This window comes from Pseudomonas sp. So3.2b, from assembly GCF_019464415.1.
GTDB classification, from domain to species: Bacteria; Pseudomonadota; Gammaproteobacteria; order Pseudomonadales; family Pseudomonadaceae; genus Aquipseudomonas; species Aquipseudomonas shahriarae.
Genome location: NZ_CP080494.1, coordinates 1,367,462 through 1,382,479, shown reverse-complemented (window position 1 = coordinate 1,382,479; position 15,018 = coordinate 1,367,462). Strand labels below are relative to the sequence as shown.

The window sequence follows — 15,018 nt, the reverse complement described above, 5'->3', positions numbered from 1 at the left end:
CTACTCTCTGCGCGTCGCTGCAAATTCAGCGACCGGGCGTAGGAACCCGAGAATTAGTAGGCGCATCAGCGCCCAGATCACAACTGCCGGCGTTTTTTTTCGTCCGCAGTTACGTGTTATGGCGGCTGTGTGCGGGCAGGCTTCGGCCTGGCCGGGTGCCTACTATCCCGGTATTCCTACCCCGTGCACAGCTGCCACCCAATCCCGTAGGAAGGACGGTGGCGGCTCCAGTCTGAAAGTAGGAGCTCACCACATGCACGCCCTTAATCCGTCCAAAATTCGCGCCGCTGCTCATCGAGCAATGGCTCTCGCCGCTTTACACGCCAACTCCAGCCTCGCTACACGCCTCTCCCGTTACAACGCCCATATGTCCAAAGCGCGGGCTCTGGAAGCCGCAGGGGGTGCCCAATGAGCATGTTCCCAGGCTTTGCACTACCCGAGGATCTCCTCTGCGTCAGCCGAGACGCCGAAGCCGGCCTGCCTATCGACGCCATCACCTGCGCGCTCGACCGTGCCGACTCCGTTCTCATGCTGCTGGAAGACCACTTAGACGGGGATAAACCCCTGCTCTCCAACCACGTGCTGTCGTCCGTTATTTGGGACGTGCGTGGCACCTTGGGGTTGATCAAAACACTCACCATGTACGGTGATGCCTCATCTGTGCCGATGGGCCAGAAAGGCGGTGCGCTGTGACCCACTCCAACACGCTTGGACGCTCCGAGTTTTCCCCTGCCAACGGTAACGGCCAAAACCTGTTTCGGGTGAATGCCGGTATACCGCTGGAGGATGCACTTGAAGCCGTCTCTCAGATTCTGCACCACGCAAACCAACTGATCCTCGATGCCGCCATCAGCGATGCGGGCGAGCGATTTAGTTGGCCTGCGTTCTACCTCGGCGAGATGGCCAAGGCACTGATCGACGACGTGAACGAGGCACTGCTTGAGTCGAGGACCGCACCATGACTCAGCGCACCGGCAACACCTCAAAACGTCCTAGTTTTGCCGACGTAAAAAGCGCTGCCCTGAAGAACATCGACCGCGTCCTTACTCACTGGCTGCCGAACGGCAAACGCGTCGACGGCGGCAAGGAATACACCGCACCGAACCCCACACGCCCCGATAAACGAGCAGGCTCACTCAAGGTCAATTTGGGCAAGGGCACCTGGGCGGATTTTGCCACCGGCGATAAAGGCGGCGACCTGATCGATCTGGTGCGCTATATCGACGGCGGCACCGATGTTGAGGCCTGCAAAAAACTGGCGGATCTGCTCAGTGTTTCCGCTGGATCTGCGACCACCAAAGGCGCACCGGCCAAAAGCGCAACACCGGAGTGGATCGCAATTCAGCCGATCCCAGCCGAGGCCATGAACAAGTGCCCTACCAAACACCGGCAACATGGCGCCCCATCCAAGGTGTGGATCTATCGCGATGTTCAGGGTCACCCGGTCATGGCGCTGTATCGCTTCGACCTGGGCCCCGATGAAGACGGCAAACCGCGAAAAGTCTTTGCGCCGTTGACCTGGTGCAAGCGTTCCGATGGCCAAACCACACAATGGCGCTGGCAAGGCTTGCCGGAGCCTCGGCCACTGCTGCGCCTGGATGAGCTGGCAAAGCAGGCGAATGCACCTGTGGTGCTGTGTGAAGGCGAGAAGGCTGCTGACGCCGCCGCCGTACTGATGCCCGACCACATAGCCACGTGCTGGCCGAACGGCTCCAACTCTTGGCACAAGGCCGACCTGACGCCGCTCAAAGGGCGCACGGCGGTGCTGTGGCCGGATAACGATGCCAGCGGCAAGACCTGCATGGACTCCATCGAGCTCAAGCTGACTGAGCTGGGCGCCGCTTCAGTGCAACGAATCTCGCTCGACGTGTTCAAGCTCAAGCCCAGTACCAAGGGCGGGAAACCGACACTCGTTAAAGGCGGAACATGGGAAGACGGCGATGATGCCGCAGATGCCTTAACCAAAGGTTGGACCGCTGGCCACGTGGCCGAGCTGGTGCGCAACGGCGAGTTTTTCGGCAATGCCGGTGAGACTACTGAGCCTCAACAACCGAAGGCAAAGTCACCCGCCAAACGTCCTGCGAAATCGAGAAATGACCTGTTGCCGGGCGGCTTTCGCCTGACGCCTGAGGGGGTGTTTTATTCCGGCGACGATGGCGAGGCGCGCCCCGTGTGCTCTCCTCTCGAAATCATCGCTCGCACTCGCGACGACAAGGGCCACAACTGGGGCTTATTGGTCGAATTCGACGACCCGGACGGCGCCAAAAAGCGCTGGAACATTCCGGCCCGAACGATGACCGGCGACTTCGGCAAGGATGTACTCGGCCCACTGGTAGACATGGGCCTACGCCTTGCCGGGAGTCGGTCGGGGCGCAATGCACGCAACGACCTACAGAGTTACCTCGGCGGCTTCGACAGCGCCCAGCGTGCACGATTGGTGACGCGCTTGGGCTGGCACGACAACGCCTTCCTTTTGCCCGAACAGCAAATCGGGTCGCACGCCGAACACCTGCATTTTTATGAAGCCGGGGCGCAATTACCACCGATCAACGAGGCGGGCTCTCTGGAGCAATGGCAGCAACAAATTGGCGCGCTGTGTGTTGGCAACCACCGCCTAGCGTTTGTCGTCTCTGTGGCGTTTGCAGGTCCTCTATTGAACCTGCTAGGGCATGAGTCGGGCGGCTTCCACCTGTATGGCGACAGTTCCGGGGGCAAGACCACCCACTTGCAGGTAGCGGCCTCGGTTTATGGCGGGCCGCGTGTGGTGCGTTCATGGCGTTCAACAGACAACGCCCTGGAATCCATCGCCGCCGCACATTCAGACGGCCTCCTGGTGCTGGATGAAATCGGCATGTGTGACCCACGCATTATTGGCGAGACGGTCTACATGCTTGGTAATGGCACCGGCAAGGCCCGGGCAAATGATCGAGGACAAGCGGGCCGACAGGTGCAGGAATGGCGCTTGCTGTTTCTCTCAACGGGCGAGAAGACGTTGGCGCAGCACATGGCGGATGCCAACAAAGAGCTAAAAGCGGGTATGGAAGTCCGCATGCTCGCCGTGCCTGCGGATGCCAGCAAAGGGCTAGGTATGTTCGACGTACTGAACGGCTTTGAGGATGCGGCCGCCCTATCCGACGCACTCAAAGCTCGCGTAGCCAAATACTACGGCACACCCCTCACCGCCTTCCTGCACGCACTGTGCGCGCCTGGAGAAATGCTCAGATGGTCGGTGATCGTGCGCCGCACGGTGGAGCAGTTCATCACCCAAAACCTGCCCGCCTCTGCCAGTGGACAAGCACAACGTGCCGCCCTTCGCTTCGGCCTCGCAGCAGCGGCCGGAGAGTTGGCCACCGCCTTTGGCGTCACTGGCTGGCCTGATGGCACAGCTACAACCGCTGCACGCGTGTGCCTGCATGCGTGGCTGGCCGAGCGTGGCGGTGCCGGTAACTTCGAGAGCGATGCAATTTTGGCGCGCTTACGCCAGGTCATTGAGCGATTTGGTGAAAGCCGCTTTACCCGCTGGGAGTCAGCCGCCGCCAAGATCGATGAACACGGCCCACGCACGATTGATCGGTTGGGCTTTCGCAAGACGATGGAACACGGCATGGGCGACGCCCTGCACACCACCAACACCTACTACGTGCTGCCTGAAGCCTGGAGGGCCGAGATCTTCAAGGGCATGAATATCAGTGCGGTGAACAAGGAGCTGCTGCAACGGGGCGTGCTCGAGCCGGGAAGCGACGGAAAGGCGTACAGCTTGATTCGCCTGCCGGGGTTAGGGCCTCAACGCTGCTACGTGGTGAAGACCGTACCAGGAACGGATGAAGGCGAGGCCAAGGCCGCCTGACGGCATGCCTGCTGATCGAGGTAGCGCCGGCTCATTTCCGGCCTCGCCAGCCGTTCAACCATCCTTATCAATCGTAATGCACAGAGACAGTACAGATGAACACTATCCAAGAACTGAAAGACCGCCGCGACGAACTGACCCTAGAAATGGAGAGCATTCAGCACGACCTGGCGCCCTTTGAGGCGGCATTGGAAAGTCCCGAGGTTATCCAGGAGGGCCGTCAAAGGGCCGTCCAGGATGAAATCAACGATCACAAAAGACGCATCGACTCACGAAATCTTGAGATCCACATCCTGAATCAAAAAATTGATCGCCGTGAAGCACTGGCGAACCGTGAGAGCTTGGCTGCGGGCTACATCAGCGCGATGGCGACTTGGAAAGCCGACGAGATGGAGCTCAACGAAAAGCGCAACAGCATTGAGACACGGTTGCAGCAGGTCCGCCAGAGCGATCAGGAAGACATGGCAAAGGCTCGACAAGCTGAAACGGACGCAGCCACCGCTTATGCGCAGGCTGTCGCCTGGGGCGATGTGGAGGGCGAGAAAGCGGCTAACGCAGAAGCTCAAAAAGCAGCAAAAGCCCTCGCAGTTGCGGTTGAGCATCACCGCCGCCAACAACTACTCATCACCGCGCTGGAGCAGGAGCTCGTGACGATTGATCAGCACATCACAGAGGCACAAAAAGAACGCGCCAAGATCGAAAACCAAGCGGCTCATCTGGCGAACACAGTGTTAGAAGAACAATGGAATGAGGCCGCGAAAACACTGCTAGAGACAGGCGGCAAGCTGTGGGCAGCACGCAACCTGATTAGTCGTGACCCGGTGGCACTGATGAAGCTGGATATCCCTGAACAGGGCGAGCACTTTGGAAGCTGGACCTGGCGCGAACTCGTGGATCGCTCACACCAACACAGCCTGCTTGACCTGCTGGCCGCCTAACCCAAACCTACCCCGAAGCAACTGGCGAGGGCTGGTTGCTTCGGGCCTACCATCGGTCCAATCATGAACAAACCACCACAGAATAGCGCACAGATGCCTGATTACCTGAAGGCCCGAAAGCTTCATTTGAACGGGATAATTGTCGTCCTGGCTGGCATGAAAAAGCTGAATGCGAGCGCAAACAAAGACACTAAAGTCGAGACGCTCACGATTGATGCAATCAAGGCAGAGCTTGATTTTATTGACCTCCAGCTCAAAAGAAAGAGCGGTTGATGAAGACGCGGAAGCTTAGGCAGCTTCCGCTTCGCTAGATCCTCCCATTACAAGCAAGGCTTCAGATTTTTCGGCTTCTGATCTGTGGCGGCTGTGGGCCTATGAACGCTTTCGGCCAGAAGCGACAATAAAATTTTCGCTCTCAAATGCTGCCAACCCCACCACTTGTCCCTCAGAAGGGGGAAGTGAGGTAACTCCATTACGAAGAATAATCTTTCACCAGTTTCGAAAAGGAATGGAGGTTTTCCGCACTTCGATTGGTGTCGAGTAATCTCCGTCTAGCAATCTAGGAGGAAACATATTAATAAGGAAGGCCTCTGTGGCCAGTACTGCAAGCTCGGGGTGAGGAGTGTGACCAACAACAATTTCCTGGACAAGTGGTAGAAAATTAAATTTGTCATCATCACTACTTCGCAGGCTAACTTTATAAAAAGGAGTAAGCATTGACTTTCCAGCACGAAAACTTAATTCTCTAAAGCTTGCGGTCACAATAATTCGCCATTCAGCCTCCTCTTCGAAGCTCGGATCCTTTAACACGGGGGCGATCTCTGATAGTCGGTCAAGAAAAGTCGACGTGCTTTCATAGCTAATGTCGAACCCATACTCAGGCTCGGGCTCGTCTTTAAACTCCTCAATCAGCGCTTCAATCATCTTAGAGACAACGCTTACCTGCTCTTCCTTGTTGTATATGCACTGCACCAATTTAAATCCCTGCAATCTTATGTAGGGCTCCAGCGCATGATAATTCAAGCCGATAGAGTATCCACCATGGCTCTGCGAGTACCCTCTCCACTGGCTAAGTAAGTCTCCATTTTCAGTTAGGGAGCAAACACATACATTCCTATCTTTAATGTGAACTATACTGTCTTTGTAGTGATTTAGCCGTCCCTTTACATTTCGGCCTTGTGATTTTTTTGCGTAACTTTCTAAAAGTTTCGCTGCAAGATCCAATGCTAGCTTATGTTCATTGGAGTCATTGAGAAATTGAATCTTGGTTGCCCATAGCTCTCTCTGCTGGAAAATACCCATAAATCCATTTTGGTCTGTATAATGATATAGGATCATTTAAATTATAACTCTGAAAAATATTGTCTTGGCTGCCTGTAATTATTTAGCTGGCAAATTTCGCTGGTGTGTAATTTTACTTGCTGGGTTTGTGCTTTAGGCTATTATAGGCAAAACGCCATCACTGGATAGTGCCATTAGGTTCATTTAAGCAGGTCCTACCACCACAAGAATGCTTTGATCATCGCCACCTAACATTAATAGGTGATCGTGCGGTGGGTTGCTGCATGCGGGTGCTAGTCGAACGCTTTGGCGTCGACGGTTGTCGGTCAAGGCGCTCCCATTGCGCTGGTCAAATTCGATGCAAACAGCTGGTAAAGTGGAATGCAATTGCCCACTCTAACTGATAAGGGACTGAGGTCGAGAAGCATGGATGACGAATATGCAGGCTGGCTTGCGAGCCGTCCCTCTCTGGTTGAGCACAGAAGCCACCCAAATCATTGGTTTAATCGTGCCGCAGACTTGAAAGCGTCAGCGGGTGCACTCTGGCACTCGATGGGGCCTCAAGACGCGTCAATCGCACAGGAGCTTGGTTACGGCAGCGGGTACAGCATGAAAGTGGCGTGCTGGCCGGCGTATCACATGCTCTGCGGACTCTCTCTAGAACTGATCATGAAAGCTGTTCTTGTTCAGCGAGTTACGCCGCAGAGACAGGTTGAAATTCACTTTTTGCACAAACTCCATCAGGCGCTCGGCCTGAGCCTCGATGATGAGCGTAAACAGCTACTCGACTTCTACGAAGCTTCGGTCGTTTGGGCCGGTCGCTACCCTACGCCACGCAATCCGACGGACGAAAAGCTTTTGAGCCATTACAGCCTTGAGAGTAGCGTACTCACCAAACCCATATTAATGGGGCCACCCGACACCCTACAGTTCAGAGCATCCAGCGACACCACAGATTGGGACAACTTTTCAAAGCTGTGGTGCGAATACGCGAAGCTGTTCGATCACACCTAAAAGCGAACCTTACTCCGGCCAAACAGGTTGCCTCGGTGCCAGGCGAGGTATTCATGGTGCCTTGGTGACAGCTTCACTTTCAGCTCTGCCGAGCAATTCAGGATCTGCCTGTCGTGGTCAGAGACGTGAGGAGAAATCAGAATCCTTCCTCCCTCGTCGAACGAAACATATCCCTTATCAAACAAGGCATCGAGGGCGGGACTGAGAAGCAGGCCATTAAACACATCGAGCCGTTCAGCGTTGCTGGACTCGCTCCAAGGCTTGATGTGTGAAGCCTTGAGAATGTCGATCTGTGAACATCCAGTGGCCGCGCATGCTCCCCAGTGTTCGATCAGTTTCTTACGAAAAGCCCCCTGGCCGATCCGAGCCAATATGACCTGGCGCTTTTGCGTTTCAGTTAGCTTCGCGTCCGCCGTCACCTGCTCCTCTTGGTCCTTGATGATCACATCGGAAACTTCGTCCGTGATCCAGAATTTTCGCGGCGCGCCATAACCTCCGTCACGATTAGGTGTAACGCCGGTTGAAAAGCAAAATTTCTCAAAAGCCAGTTGCAAAATCTCATTCGGGGCCGGCGGAGACCCATAAATCCGGCTCAGGGCATCATTGGTGCGACTACCGTGCTTATCCTGGTTACTGCCATGTGCCTGGATTTCATTTCCTACATAACCAATAAACCTTGATGGGGCGAAAGCGATGCCCGCCCCGGTGAGGTAGGGAAGGTAGCATTTTCCATTTTTGATCAGGTCACGACAGATGTCCCCATCCCCGCCTGCAAGACGCCTTGTACGATCCAGGACATCAAGATTCTTTAAAACCTGCTCCTCGTTTACCACGAGTTCCATTACCACTCCCTACTCAGACAACGCTGAAGATAAACAACCAATGTATGGACAGGTTTTATCCTACGCCATAGCCGATAGATAGACCGGAGAGCCCCCTCAACAAGTGTCGCTAGGTGTCAGTTTTCAGAGCGCGCTATAGGGCAGCCCCAAATCAACACGCACGCGAATGTCCGCTTTCGGCCAAAAGAAGACGGTCGCAGAAGTGTGCTTTCGTCCAAAATTTGTCACTCCGGAAATTACCAAACCTTGGGGCGATTCTTGGGGGCTGCGAGCCAACTGAAGAGAATCGCATCACCATTGCCGGCGTGGAAGCGCAGGTAGTCTGAAAGTGGTCGGCTTACTGGATTACGAACCGTAAGTCCTCTCACCCCCTATCCGTCATGCGACCGGCTCAGGTGTATTAAAATTTGCGACCTCAGAGCAATAAAAACATTTTCGTCCGCGTCTATTCATGCTCTCGTTAATATTGAGGCAAGCTTATCTTTTAACGCTTTTGCTCGACCTTTAGGTATATATGAAACATTTAATCTTTGACACATCTCTTCGACTTCTGGCTTGTCGTGAACTGAATAGACTATTATTTTATTACCGTTAATCCCTTTCGTTCGAGCTTGCTGCGCTATAAAGAGGCCTCTGAATTCTTGAAATAGTTTCCCCTTTTGCTCCAATACGCTTTCAAACTCAGAAGAGGCGGGCACATTGAGATCAAAAATCAGTGCTGCATAGTCATCTACGCTGGCGCCCACTAGCTTTTTATTTGCATCATCTATCGAGGTTGAAAAATCCACGCTGAAACCTAGTGACTCGACATAGTCCTCTAGCCAATCCAAAAACATAGGTTCATCATCAAGAATTAGAATTTTTGCGCTCATTTTAAAAACCCATTTGGTATTCTGATTTCAAATTTCGTAACTCCAGAAGATGAATGACTCCCGTCAATCGTCCCCTGAAATGCATTCTCGACGATTAGCTTACAAATATGAAGCCCTAGGCCGGACCCGGAAGATGTTCTTTCTTTTGCACGTTTTGCTCGATATCCGATTGCGAAAATATCGTCTTCGTTAGAAAATGCCTCGCTTTGTCCTTCAAATATTATGATCAGGTTGTTAGTTTTTTTCTGTATCCAATTTTTTATTGTCAAAGTCGAGCCGGCTTTGCCATATTTAACTCCATTATCGATGAGATTCATGAAGACCTGTTTAAGTAAATTCGGATCACCCTTTACGCAGTTTTGAGTGTTTCTATCCTCTAACTCTACCTTTACCCTACTACTCGTCCCTTGTTCTTGAAAGAACTGCGCAGATTCGATAATGGCCTGTGGTATGACAGTGGTTTTGATGGAGGAGTTCGAAATTGACTCAGTATTTCCCGATGCGTACTCTGCAAAATATGAAAGGTTTCTTATCAGCGAAACCGTATATTCTAGTTGTGCCCTAGCGCGTGCTAATCGCTGAGCCTTTTTATGCTCTGGAATTACGTCATTTATTAAATTGTCGAGTGTTCCAATCACGCCACTCATTGGATTTATTGCTTGGTGAGTAATATTTTGAATGAGGAATAAGGTTTCTTTGTTATCCATTTATACGGCCCTTTTAATTATAGATAAGCTAATATTTTCAGCCCCCAGTTGAGCGCTAAAATTTGACAGGCCTGAAAGCGCTTGGATGTGATTTTCTTCCGACTCAATTAAAGTTCTCGGCAATTCAATTGCCAAGTTAAGTTCTTGGTCTTGCGTGATTACTGGTGCCGTCTTAAAAATAAATACTAAGTATGCAAATAGCGCTCTAATAGAGAATCGATCATAATGTTTGACACATAACCCTGAATAATCTATCCATTCGAATTGATCTTCAGTTTTGTGAGTTCGAAAATAAAACTCATCTGAAACTTTTACATCTGACATCCTAGTCGATACCAGTTCGCTGATAGAATGAGCCAGCCATAGTTTTATTTCAGGTATCGGCCCAGTGTCCGGCGAAAGAGTATTAGATATCTTAATAAGTAGTAAAATGGAGGGGTAAAAAATATCGAGTTTAGATGCCGCCTCTGATTTCAGCCCGTACTTCCTTGCGAGTTCGGGGTAAAGATTTAATTTCGCAGCAACCTCAACTGCGCCCCAGAATCTAATAGTTGGTTTTTTTCGTGTTTCATTCCAGGCTCTAACCTGATCAACTGCTTGCGGCGTGAGGGAAGAGCTTGTTACGAACAAAAGCATATCAGCGCTTTGCGCTTCGGCATATGATATTTTATTCCACACTGTAGGCCAGTCAACAGAACCTGTATATCTTTTGCATTCAACATACCACTTTTGGCGTTGATACTGACCGGATAAATCCGAAATAAAATAATCACCTTCAATGTCTCTTCCGACATCGCTCCCAGGAGTTCTCCATACTGTATTTCTCAATCCGAGCGTAGTAACAATATCAAATGTCATACTTTCAAATTGTTCTGGGGAAAGACTTAATAAATTCAATGTTCCTCCTTGAAAATCCTAGTAGATCTTGGCGGTGACTTCATGACAGTACTCTAGCCTTCTGGAAACTGAAGCTGCTTCTGGCCAATTTTAGTCACTCCCAATGGGCTGTTAAGGCATCAGGCTTATTGATAATTAAGCATCAAAGGTTAAGCGGGCAAATCCAAAGTATATTCCTCTCCGTTTTTTATTTTCTCAAGTAGCTGCCGCAGCAAGTTAGAGTATCGATGCGCCTGAACCTCATTACCACTCATTACAGCACAATGGTATTTATTGTCGAACGATTTTATATCTACACCAGTAGTGTTCTTCAAAATCTCGAGCAGCTTATTCGCGTCGTGCCATCCTTTGAAACCCAAACTTACACCTAAAGTTGATGGTGTGTGTGGGAAATTGACGTTGAAGGCTAGACCGTCAGAGGCGTCAGCTATTCCGTAAAGTTTAGCTAATGCTCCCTCTGACTCAGAGACGTTTGCAAGTACAGTGTAATCAACTTGAATGGGGTTTTTCGGAATGTCAGAACGCACTAGCTCATAGGTTCTTGCCAGTAGAGCACGTAGTAACTTTGGGTTGACGTTGTCAAGTGCTTGGTTAGCGCCAAAAGCCTTGTATACCCAGCTATAGTCATGTGCAACGATACTTTTTATACGTATGCTTTTATTCTCTGATACCGATATCAGGCGTTCACGCCTAGGATATTCGGTAACTTCCTTGCTTGACCACTCTAAATGGTAAATATTTGGAATTAACGCGCCATTTTCGGAAAGAATCTCATCAATATCCGAAAGTATAGCTCTAATGTTTGGATCTTCGGCGCTGTAGCCAACAAAAATAAGAGGATGCTCCGCAAAAAAAGCAAGCATTTTGGCGCTTAGATACTTTTTCTTTTTCAGAAAGTTATCGTAGTCCTCTCGTGTGATGACTACACTCCTAGAATCCGAAGCACATCCATGTATCTTAAATATTTCACCAATGCTTGAATGATTTGCATAGAGAATTCGCTGTCCAATGATTGGAGCGTAGTCAGGGAAAATGCTCTCAAGTAAACAATCATAGTTGGTTGTGATTATTGAGTGAGGGTGAATCTTTTTTAGCAGTTCGATTTCGTTTTTATCCGTGATAATTGCTTCACTTAATAATTTCTTAAAAATCTCACACACTGCATGTTTGAAGTAAATATCGGACTCATTGCCTGAGCCAAATAATTCACCGGGAAACTCATCTTCGCCGCCACTCCAAGCCCAATCATTGAATTTTTCGGAGAAGACGGTTCCAATGTCGACAAGATTAGGATAGCGCTGCAAATAATAAGCAAATTTTTTATCGATCTCGGGACACATTTCACTAAGTGAGTGCAGTAACTCCTCCCAGTTAGGGCCGTTAAGGTACCTTTTAGTTAGGCCTGACCCTACGAAAAGTATGGGCTGGCAGCCCATCGCTTCAATACATGTTTTAATATCATCCGTCACATCGTCTTTATATTTATCATAATCGCTCATATGCGCTCCCTGGTGTTTTTGTGCCTGCTGAGCGAGGGGCGGTCACGTGACGGGATTCGTCAAGGATCTCAGTCTCCCCCAATGAGCAATGTCAGAATAGCCACTAGCCATCTCTGGTGGCTAGTGGCTTTGATCAAGATCGACGATTTTCATTTCTTTGATAACGATTACAGAGCCCTAGCAAGCAGAATCTGGCGCATCCAGCTTAGTGATTCGGATAGCAGCTTTTGGCCGATAGCGACCCCTATAAGCGAAGGGCTCTGGTCCGATGACAGTCGCCTTAATCATCATAAATCGCACCTCCCAGAGCATTCATTGATGTAACACCTATTGGCCATGTAACACACATATCGGCAAACCAGTCACAGCTGTGTAACGCCATATAAATCATTTAAAATCATATACTTATAGACCTACGTAACACACGTAACACCCGTAACACGGTTTTATTAGGGTATCCCCTAGCCCCATTAGTATTGCTCCTTCAGCGAAGCGAGGTGGGTCATGCTCTTAGCTTTGGTTCGATAGTGGGGACCCTGGAGCACTCTCGAAGGTACGGGGTAGGAAACCCGCGTAATCGTGTTAGCGGAAAGGTGCCCAGCTTAGTGAACAGGTGAACCGGGTGAACTGCTGTTCACCAGTGCATTTGCCCAACGAATCGGAAAGCCGCTGGGGCCCCTGGGCATTTCGGATAGACACGGGGCAAAGAACCCGCCGGATCTCGTTAGTGGCTGGGCTCCAAAGTTAGTTGACTGGTTGACCGAGTTGACCAGGCCAATCGTGCACTATCCTGAACGAAACCCATGACCGTTACAGATCCGGTAAAGATGTACTTTTCTCTTCAAGATCCTTTCAATTTCAACGTTGAAATTTCAGTAAGCTGGTGCGGCTGCCGCTACCACGATCCCGCGGGTTTCATGCCCCGTACTTGCTCAAATAGCTCAGGGTCCCCGGCGGCTTTCAGCCTTATTGATTAGTCAACACCGTTCAGAGCAGACGATAACCTTCCACCTGCAAAATCAAACGGCGATGCACATCTGCGCCTAGTGGCGTATCGCCCCGACTTTCTGTAAAACACGTTTCAGACGAAGCCTAGTTGCTTGTCGCTCCCCCAATAAAAACATAGCCAAGGAAAGGAAAATGCCTTATTCGGCAAGCGTCTTTAACGTACTGATAGCTTCACCATCGGACGTTCCCTGTGAAAGGCAAGCAATTGCTGAGAGCCTGCATGAATGGAATGCTCTGCATTCACAAAGCACAGGCAAGGTTCTATTACCAGTGATGTGGGAATCACACAGCGCTCCCAGCATGGCGGACCGTCCGCAAGGTGTGATCAACGACCTGGTGGTGAAATCATGCGACATGCTGATCGGTGCTTTCTGGACCCGGCTTGGTTCACCTACCGGCGTCGAAGATAGCGGCACGGTGGAAGAAATTAAGTGGTTTCTGAAGCAAGGCAAGCCAGTGATGCTGTACTACTCAGACGCTCCTGTTCAACCGAGCAAGATCGACAAGGACCAGTTGGATCGACTTGAACAATTCAAGAAAACTATCCGGAATAAGGGTATCCAAGAGCAGTACTCTTCTGTCGAACAACTCAAGGTCCAACTATCACGGCACCTAACGATAATCACCAGGGGCCTCTCCGTTGGGACCGTCGTAGACGCATCAGTCGTTAAGGCGGCGAAGGAGTCTACAAAAGTACCCGTTGCCAAAAAAGCGCCCGCCCCTAAGGTGCAACCAGCATCAGTCGGTATTGAACTACACGAATACTCAGACCGGTCATTCATCGTCACCGGTGACACAAAAACCAAAAAGGATGAACTGAAAGATCTCGGTGGAAAGTGGATCAAGACACGTGATGGAAGCTGCGCCTGGAACTTTTCGAAGAAAAAAATCGATGCTGTGGCTGAACTGCTTGATATCCCACCCTTCTTAATTGAACAATCTGATGCCTAAACCAAGCTGTCGATTGTAGAGCGATCACTGGGCAGTAACCTTCAGCTTGTATCCCTAGCTGTATCCCAAACTATATAATCGCGCTACAAGTCACGGTCTACATAGGACGCACGAGTCTCCCTCGGGCACCATCTTAAAAAAAGACCTTGAAATTCAAGGTCTTTTTTTTCGCCTGTAGAAAAGTGATCATCGCCCACCGCACCAGACAGTAGAGGTACCAGGACCATGGAATTGACACTCGAAGCCGTTGCTCTGTTCGCCCTCAAACTGGTGCATGAGACGGAAGATGGCAGCCCGATCCTGCGCGACGATCTGGTCATGGATGGGTATGAGCGGGAGGTGTTTGGGTTGTTGGTGCGCACTGGCGACCTGACAACTATCCAACGCAAGTTGGATGAATGCATGAAGTTGGCCCTGGAGACGTTGGGGGGTGCCAACACGGTCATGGGCCGTGAGCTGCAAAAGCTGGCGGCTGAAGTCCAGCAAGCCTCGACGCTGGAGGAACTAAAGACCCCGCTCGACGCACTTATGGACTACCTCAAGGCCATCTTGTAACGCACCCTCCCTGCCCCACGACAAGGACCGCCCAATGATCGACTTCAACAACAAAGGCTTCTTCAAGCTCAAGCAAAACAATGAATACGCCGAACGCGTTGCATCCCTGCTGCTCGATGACGAACAGGTAGTAGATGCCTACAAAGCCATGCGCGACGGTGTGGTGTTTACCACCAAGCGCATCATCGCCGTGAACGTGCAAGGCATCACCGGCAGCAAGAAGGACTTCACGTCCCTGCCGTACAAAAACATTGTCGCGTACTCGGTGGAAACCTCCGGCACGTTCGACCTGGATTCGGAGTTGGAGATCTACTTCTCGTCATTGGGCAAAGTGAAGTTCGAGTTCACGGGCAGGACCTCGATGGTGGAAATCTCCAGGCTGATTTCCAAACACATGCTGGGTTGATCGGCCGGTAAAAACTAAGGTCTTTTTACCGCAAGCCGTGTGATTCAGCGGCTGTACGCCATCAAGTGTGGGAGCTGGCTTGCCTGCGATAGCGCCCACCCCGGCACCATCGAACTACCCGTCTACAGCAACTCTCTCACCCAGCGCTCCAGGTCCTTCCTCGGTCAACCATACCGATTTGTTCCGCTTCACCGGATCACA

Annotated in this window: 15 protein-coding genes; 9 read left to right on the top strand and 6 right to left on the bottom strand. The window is 51.0% G+C overall.

Annotation, left to right across the window (positions count from 1 at the left end):
* Nucleotides 1-408: 408 nt before the first annotated feature.
* The 5 genes from K1X80_RS06100 to K1X80_RS06080 all read left to right on the top strand — a co-directional run bounded on the left by K1X80_RS06100 (nucleotide 409) and on the right by K1X80_RS06080 (nucleotide 5,058).
* On the top strand, nucleotides 409-693 hold the full coding sequence (locus tag K1X80_RS06100) for a hypothetical protein (protein WP_220172727.1): 285 nt from the start codon (nucleotides 409-411) through the stop codon (nucleotides 691-693).
* Complete coding sequence (locus K1X80_RS06095; RefSeq protein WP_017734497.1) at nucleotides 690-962, top strand: DUF3077 domain-containing protein; 273 nt, start codon at nucleotides 690-692, stop codon at nucleotides 960-962. The genes K1X80_RS06100 and K1X80_RS06095 overlap by 4 nt, the downstream gene beginning before the upstream one ends.
* A complete protein-coding gene (locus tag K1X80_RS06090) occupies nucleotides 959-3,847 on the top strand; it encodes a DUF927 domain-containing protein (protein WP_220172726.1) in 2,889 nt (962 codons plus the stop codon). The genes K1X80_RS06095 and K1X80_RS06090 overlap by 4 nt, the downstream gene beginning before the upstream one ends.
* Before the next feature lie 95 nt (nucleotides 3,848-3,942).
* On the top strand, nucleotides 3,943-4,785 hold the full coding sequence (locus tag K1X80_RS06085) for a chromosome segregation protein SMC (protein ID WP_220172725.1): 843 nt from the start codon (nucleotides 3,943-3,945) through the stop codon (nucleotides 4,783-4,785).
* Nucleotides 4,786-4,848: 63 nt separating this feature from the next.
* Entirely contained in the window at nucleotides 4,849-5,058 is a 210-nt protein-coding gene (locus tag K1X80_RS06080; RefSeq protein ID WP_258571543.1) for a hypothetical protein, read from the top strand.
* A 216-nt stretch (nucleotides 5,059-5,274) separates the two neighbouring features.
* Here K1X80_RS06080 and K1X80_RS06075 read toward each other — a convergent pair whose 3' ends face one another.
* Nucleotides 5,275-6,087: a DUF2971 domain-containing protein gene (locus tag K1X80_RS06075; protein ID WP_220172724.1), complete on the bottom strand. Its 813-nt coding sequence runs from the start codon at nucleotides 6,085-6,087 to the stop codon at nucleotides 5,275-5,277.
* Nucleotides 6,088-6,492: 405 nt separating this feature from the next.
* Here K1X80_RS06075 and K1X80_RS06070 point away from each other — a divergent pair, with 405 nt between their 5' ends.
* Nucleotides 6,493-7,080, top strand: a complete 588-nt coding sequence (locus K1X80_RS06070; RefSeq protein ID WP_220172723.1) for a hypothetical protein — start codon at nucleotides 6,493-6,495, stop codon at nucleotides 7,078-7,080.
* Here the strand turns inward: K1X80_RS06070 and K1X80_RS06065 are convergent.
* The 5 genes from K1X80_RS06065 to K1X80_RS06045 all read right to left on the bottom strand — a co-directional run bounded on the left by K1X80_RS06065 (nucleotide 7,077) and on the right by K1X80_RS06045 (nucleotide 11,897).
* Complete coding sequence (locus tag K1X80_RS06065) at nucleotides 7,077-7,922, bottom strand: HNH endonuclease (RefSeq protein ID WP_220172722.1); 846 nt, start codon at nucleotides 7,920-7,922, stop codon at nucleotides 7,077-7,079. The two genes, K1X80_RS06070 and K1X80_RS06065, sit on opposite strands and share 4 nt — an antisense overlap.
* Before the next feature lie 449 nt (nucleotides 7,923-8,371).
* On the bottom strand, nucleotides 8,372-8,794 hold the full coding sequence (locus K1X80_RS06060; RefSeq protein WP_220172721.1) for a response regulator: 423 nt from the start codon (nucleotides 8,792-8,794) through the stop codon (nucleotides 8,372-8,374).
* Nucleotides 8,791-9,501 carry a sensor histidine kinase KdpD gene (locus K1X80_RS06055; protein WP_220172720.1) on the bottom strand — a complete coding sequence of 237 codons (711 nt, stop codon included), beginning with the start codon at nucleotides 9,499-9,501 and terminating at the stop codon, nucleotides 8,791-8,793. Before K1X80_RS06055 ends, K1X80_RS06060 begins: the two co-directional genes overlap by 4 nt.
* Nucleotides 9,502-10,398, bottom strand: a complete 897-nt coding sequence (locus tag K1X80_RS06050) for a restriction endonuclease (protein WP_220172719.1) — start codon at nucleotides 10,396-10,398, stop codon at nucleotides 9,502-9,504.
* Nucleotides 10,399-10,547: 149 nt separating this feature from the next.
* Nucleotides 10,548-11,897 (bottom strand): SIR2 family protein, encoded by a 1,350-nt coding sequence (locus K1X80_RS06045; RefSeq protein ID WP_220172718.1) that lies wholly within the window; start codon nucleotides 11,895-11,897, stop codon nucleotides 10,548-10,550.
* Nucleotides 11,898-13,037: 1,140 nt separating this feature from the next.
* On the opposite strand from K1X80_RS06045, the gene K1X80_RS06040 reads away from it, so the two are divergent.
* The 3 genes from K1X80_RS06040 to K1X80_RS06030 all read left to right on the top strand — a co-directional run bounded on the left by K1X80_RS06040 (nucleotide 13,038) and on the right by K1X80_RS06030 (nucleotide 14,817).
* On the top strand, nucleotides 13,038-13,856 hold the full coding sequence (locus tag K1X80_RS06040) for a hypothetical protein (RefSeq protein WP_220172717.1): 819 nt from the start codon (nucleotides 13,038-13,040) through the stop codon (nucleotides 13,854-13,856).
* A 225-nt stretch (nucleotides 13,857-14,081) separates the two neighbouring features.
* The gene (locus K1X80_RS06035; protein ID WP_057437918.1) at nucleotides 14,082-14,411 is read left to right on the top strand and encodes a hypothetical protein; all 330 of its coding nucleotides are present in this window, start codon (nucleotides 14,082-14,084) and stop codon (nucleotides 14,409-14,411) included.
* Between the two features lie 34 nt (nucleotides 14,412-14,445).
* Nucleotides 14,446-14,817, top strand: coding sequence for a PH domain-containing protein (locus tag K1X80_RS06030; protein WP_128593811.1), 372 nt, complete (start codon nucleotides 14,446-14,448; stop codon nucleotides 14,815-14,817).
* Nucleotides 14,818-15,018 lie beyond the last annotated feature (201 nt).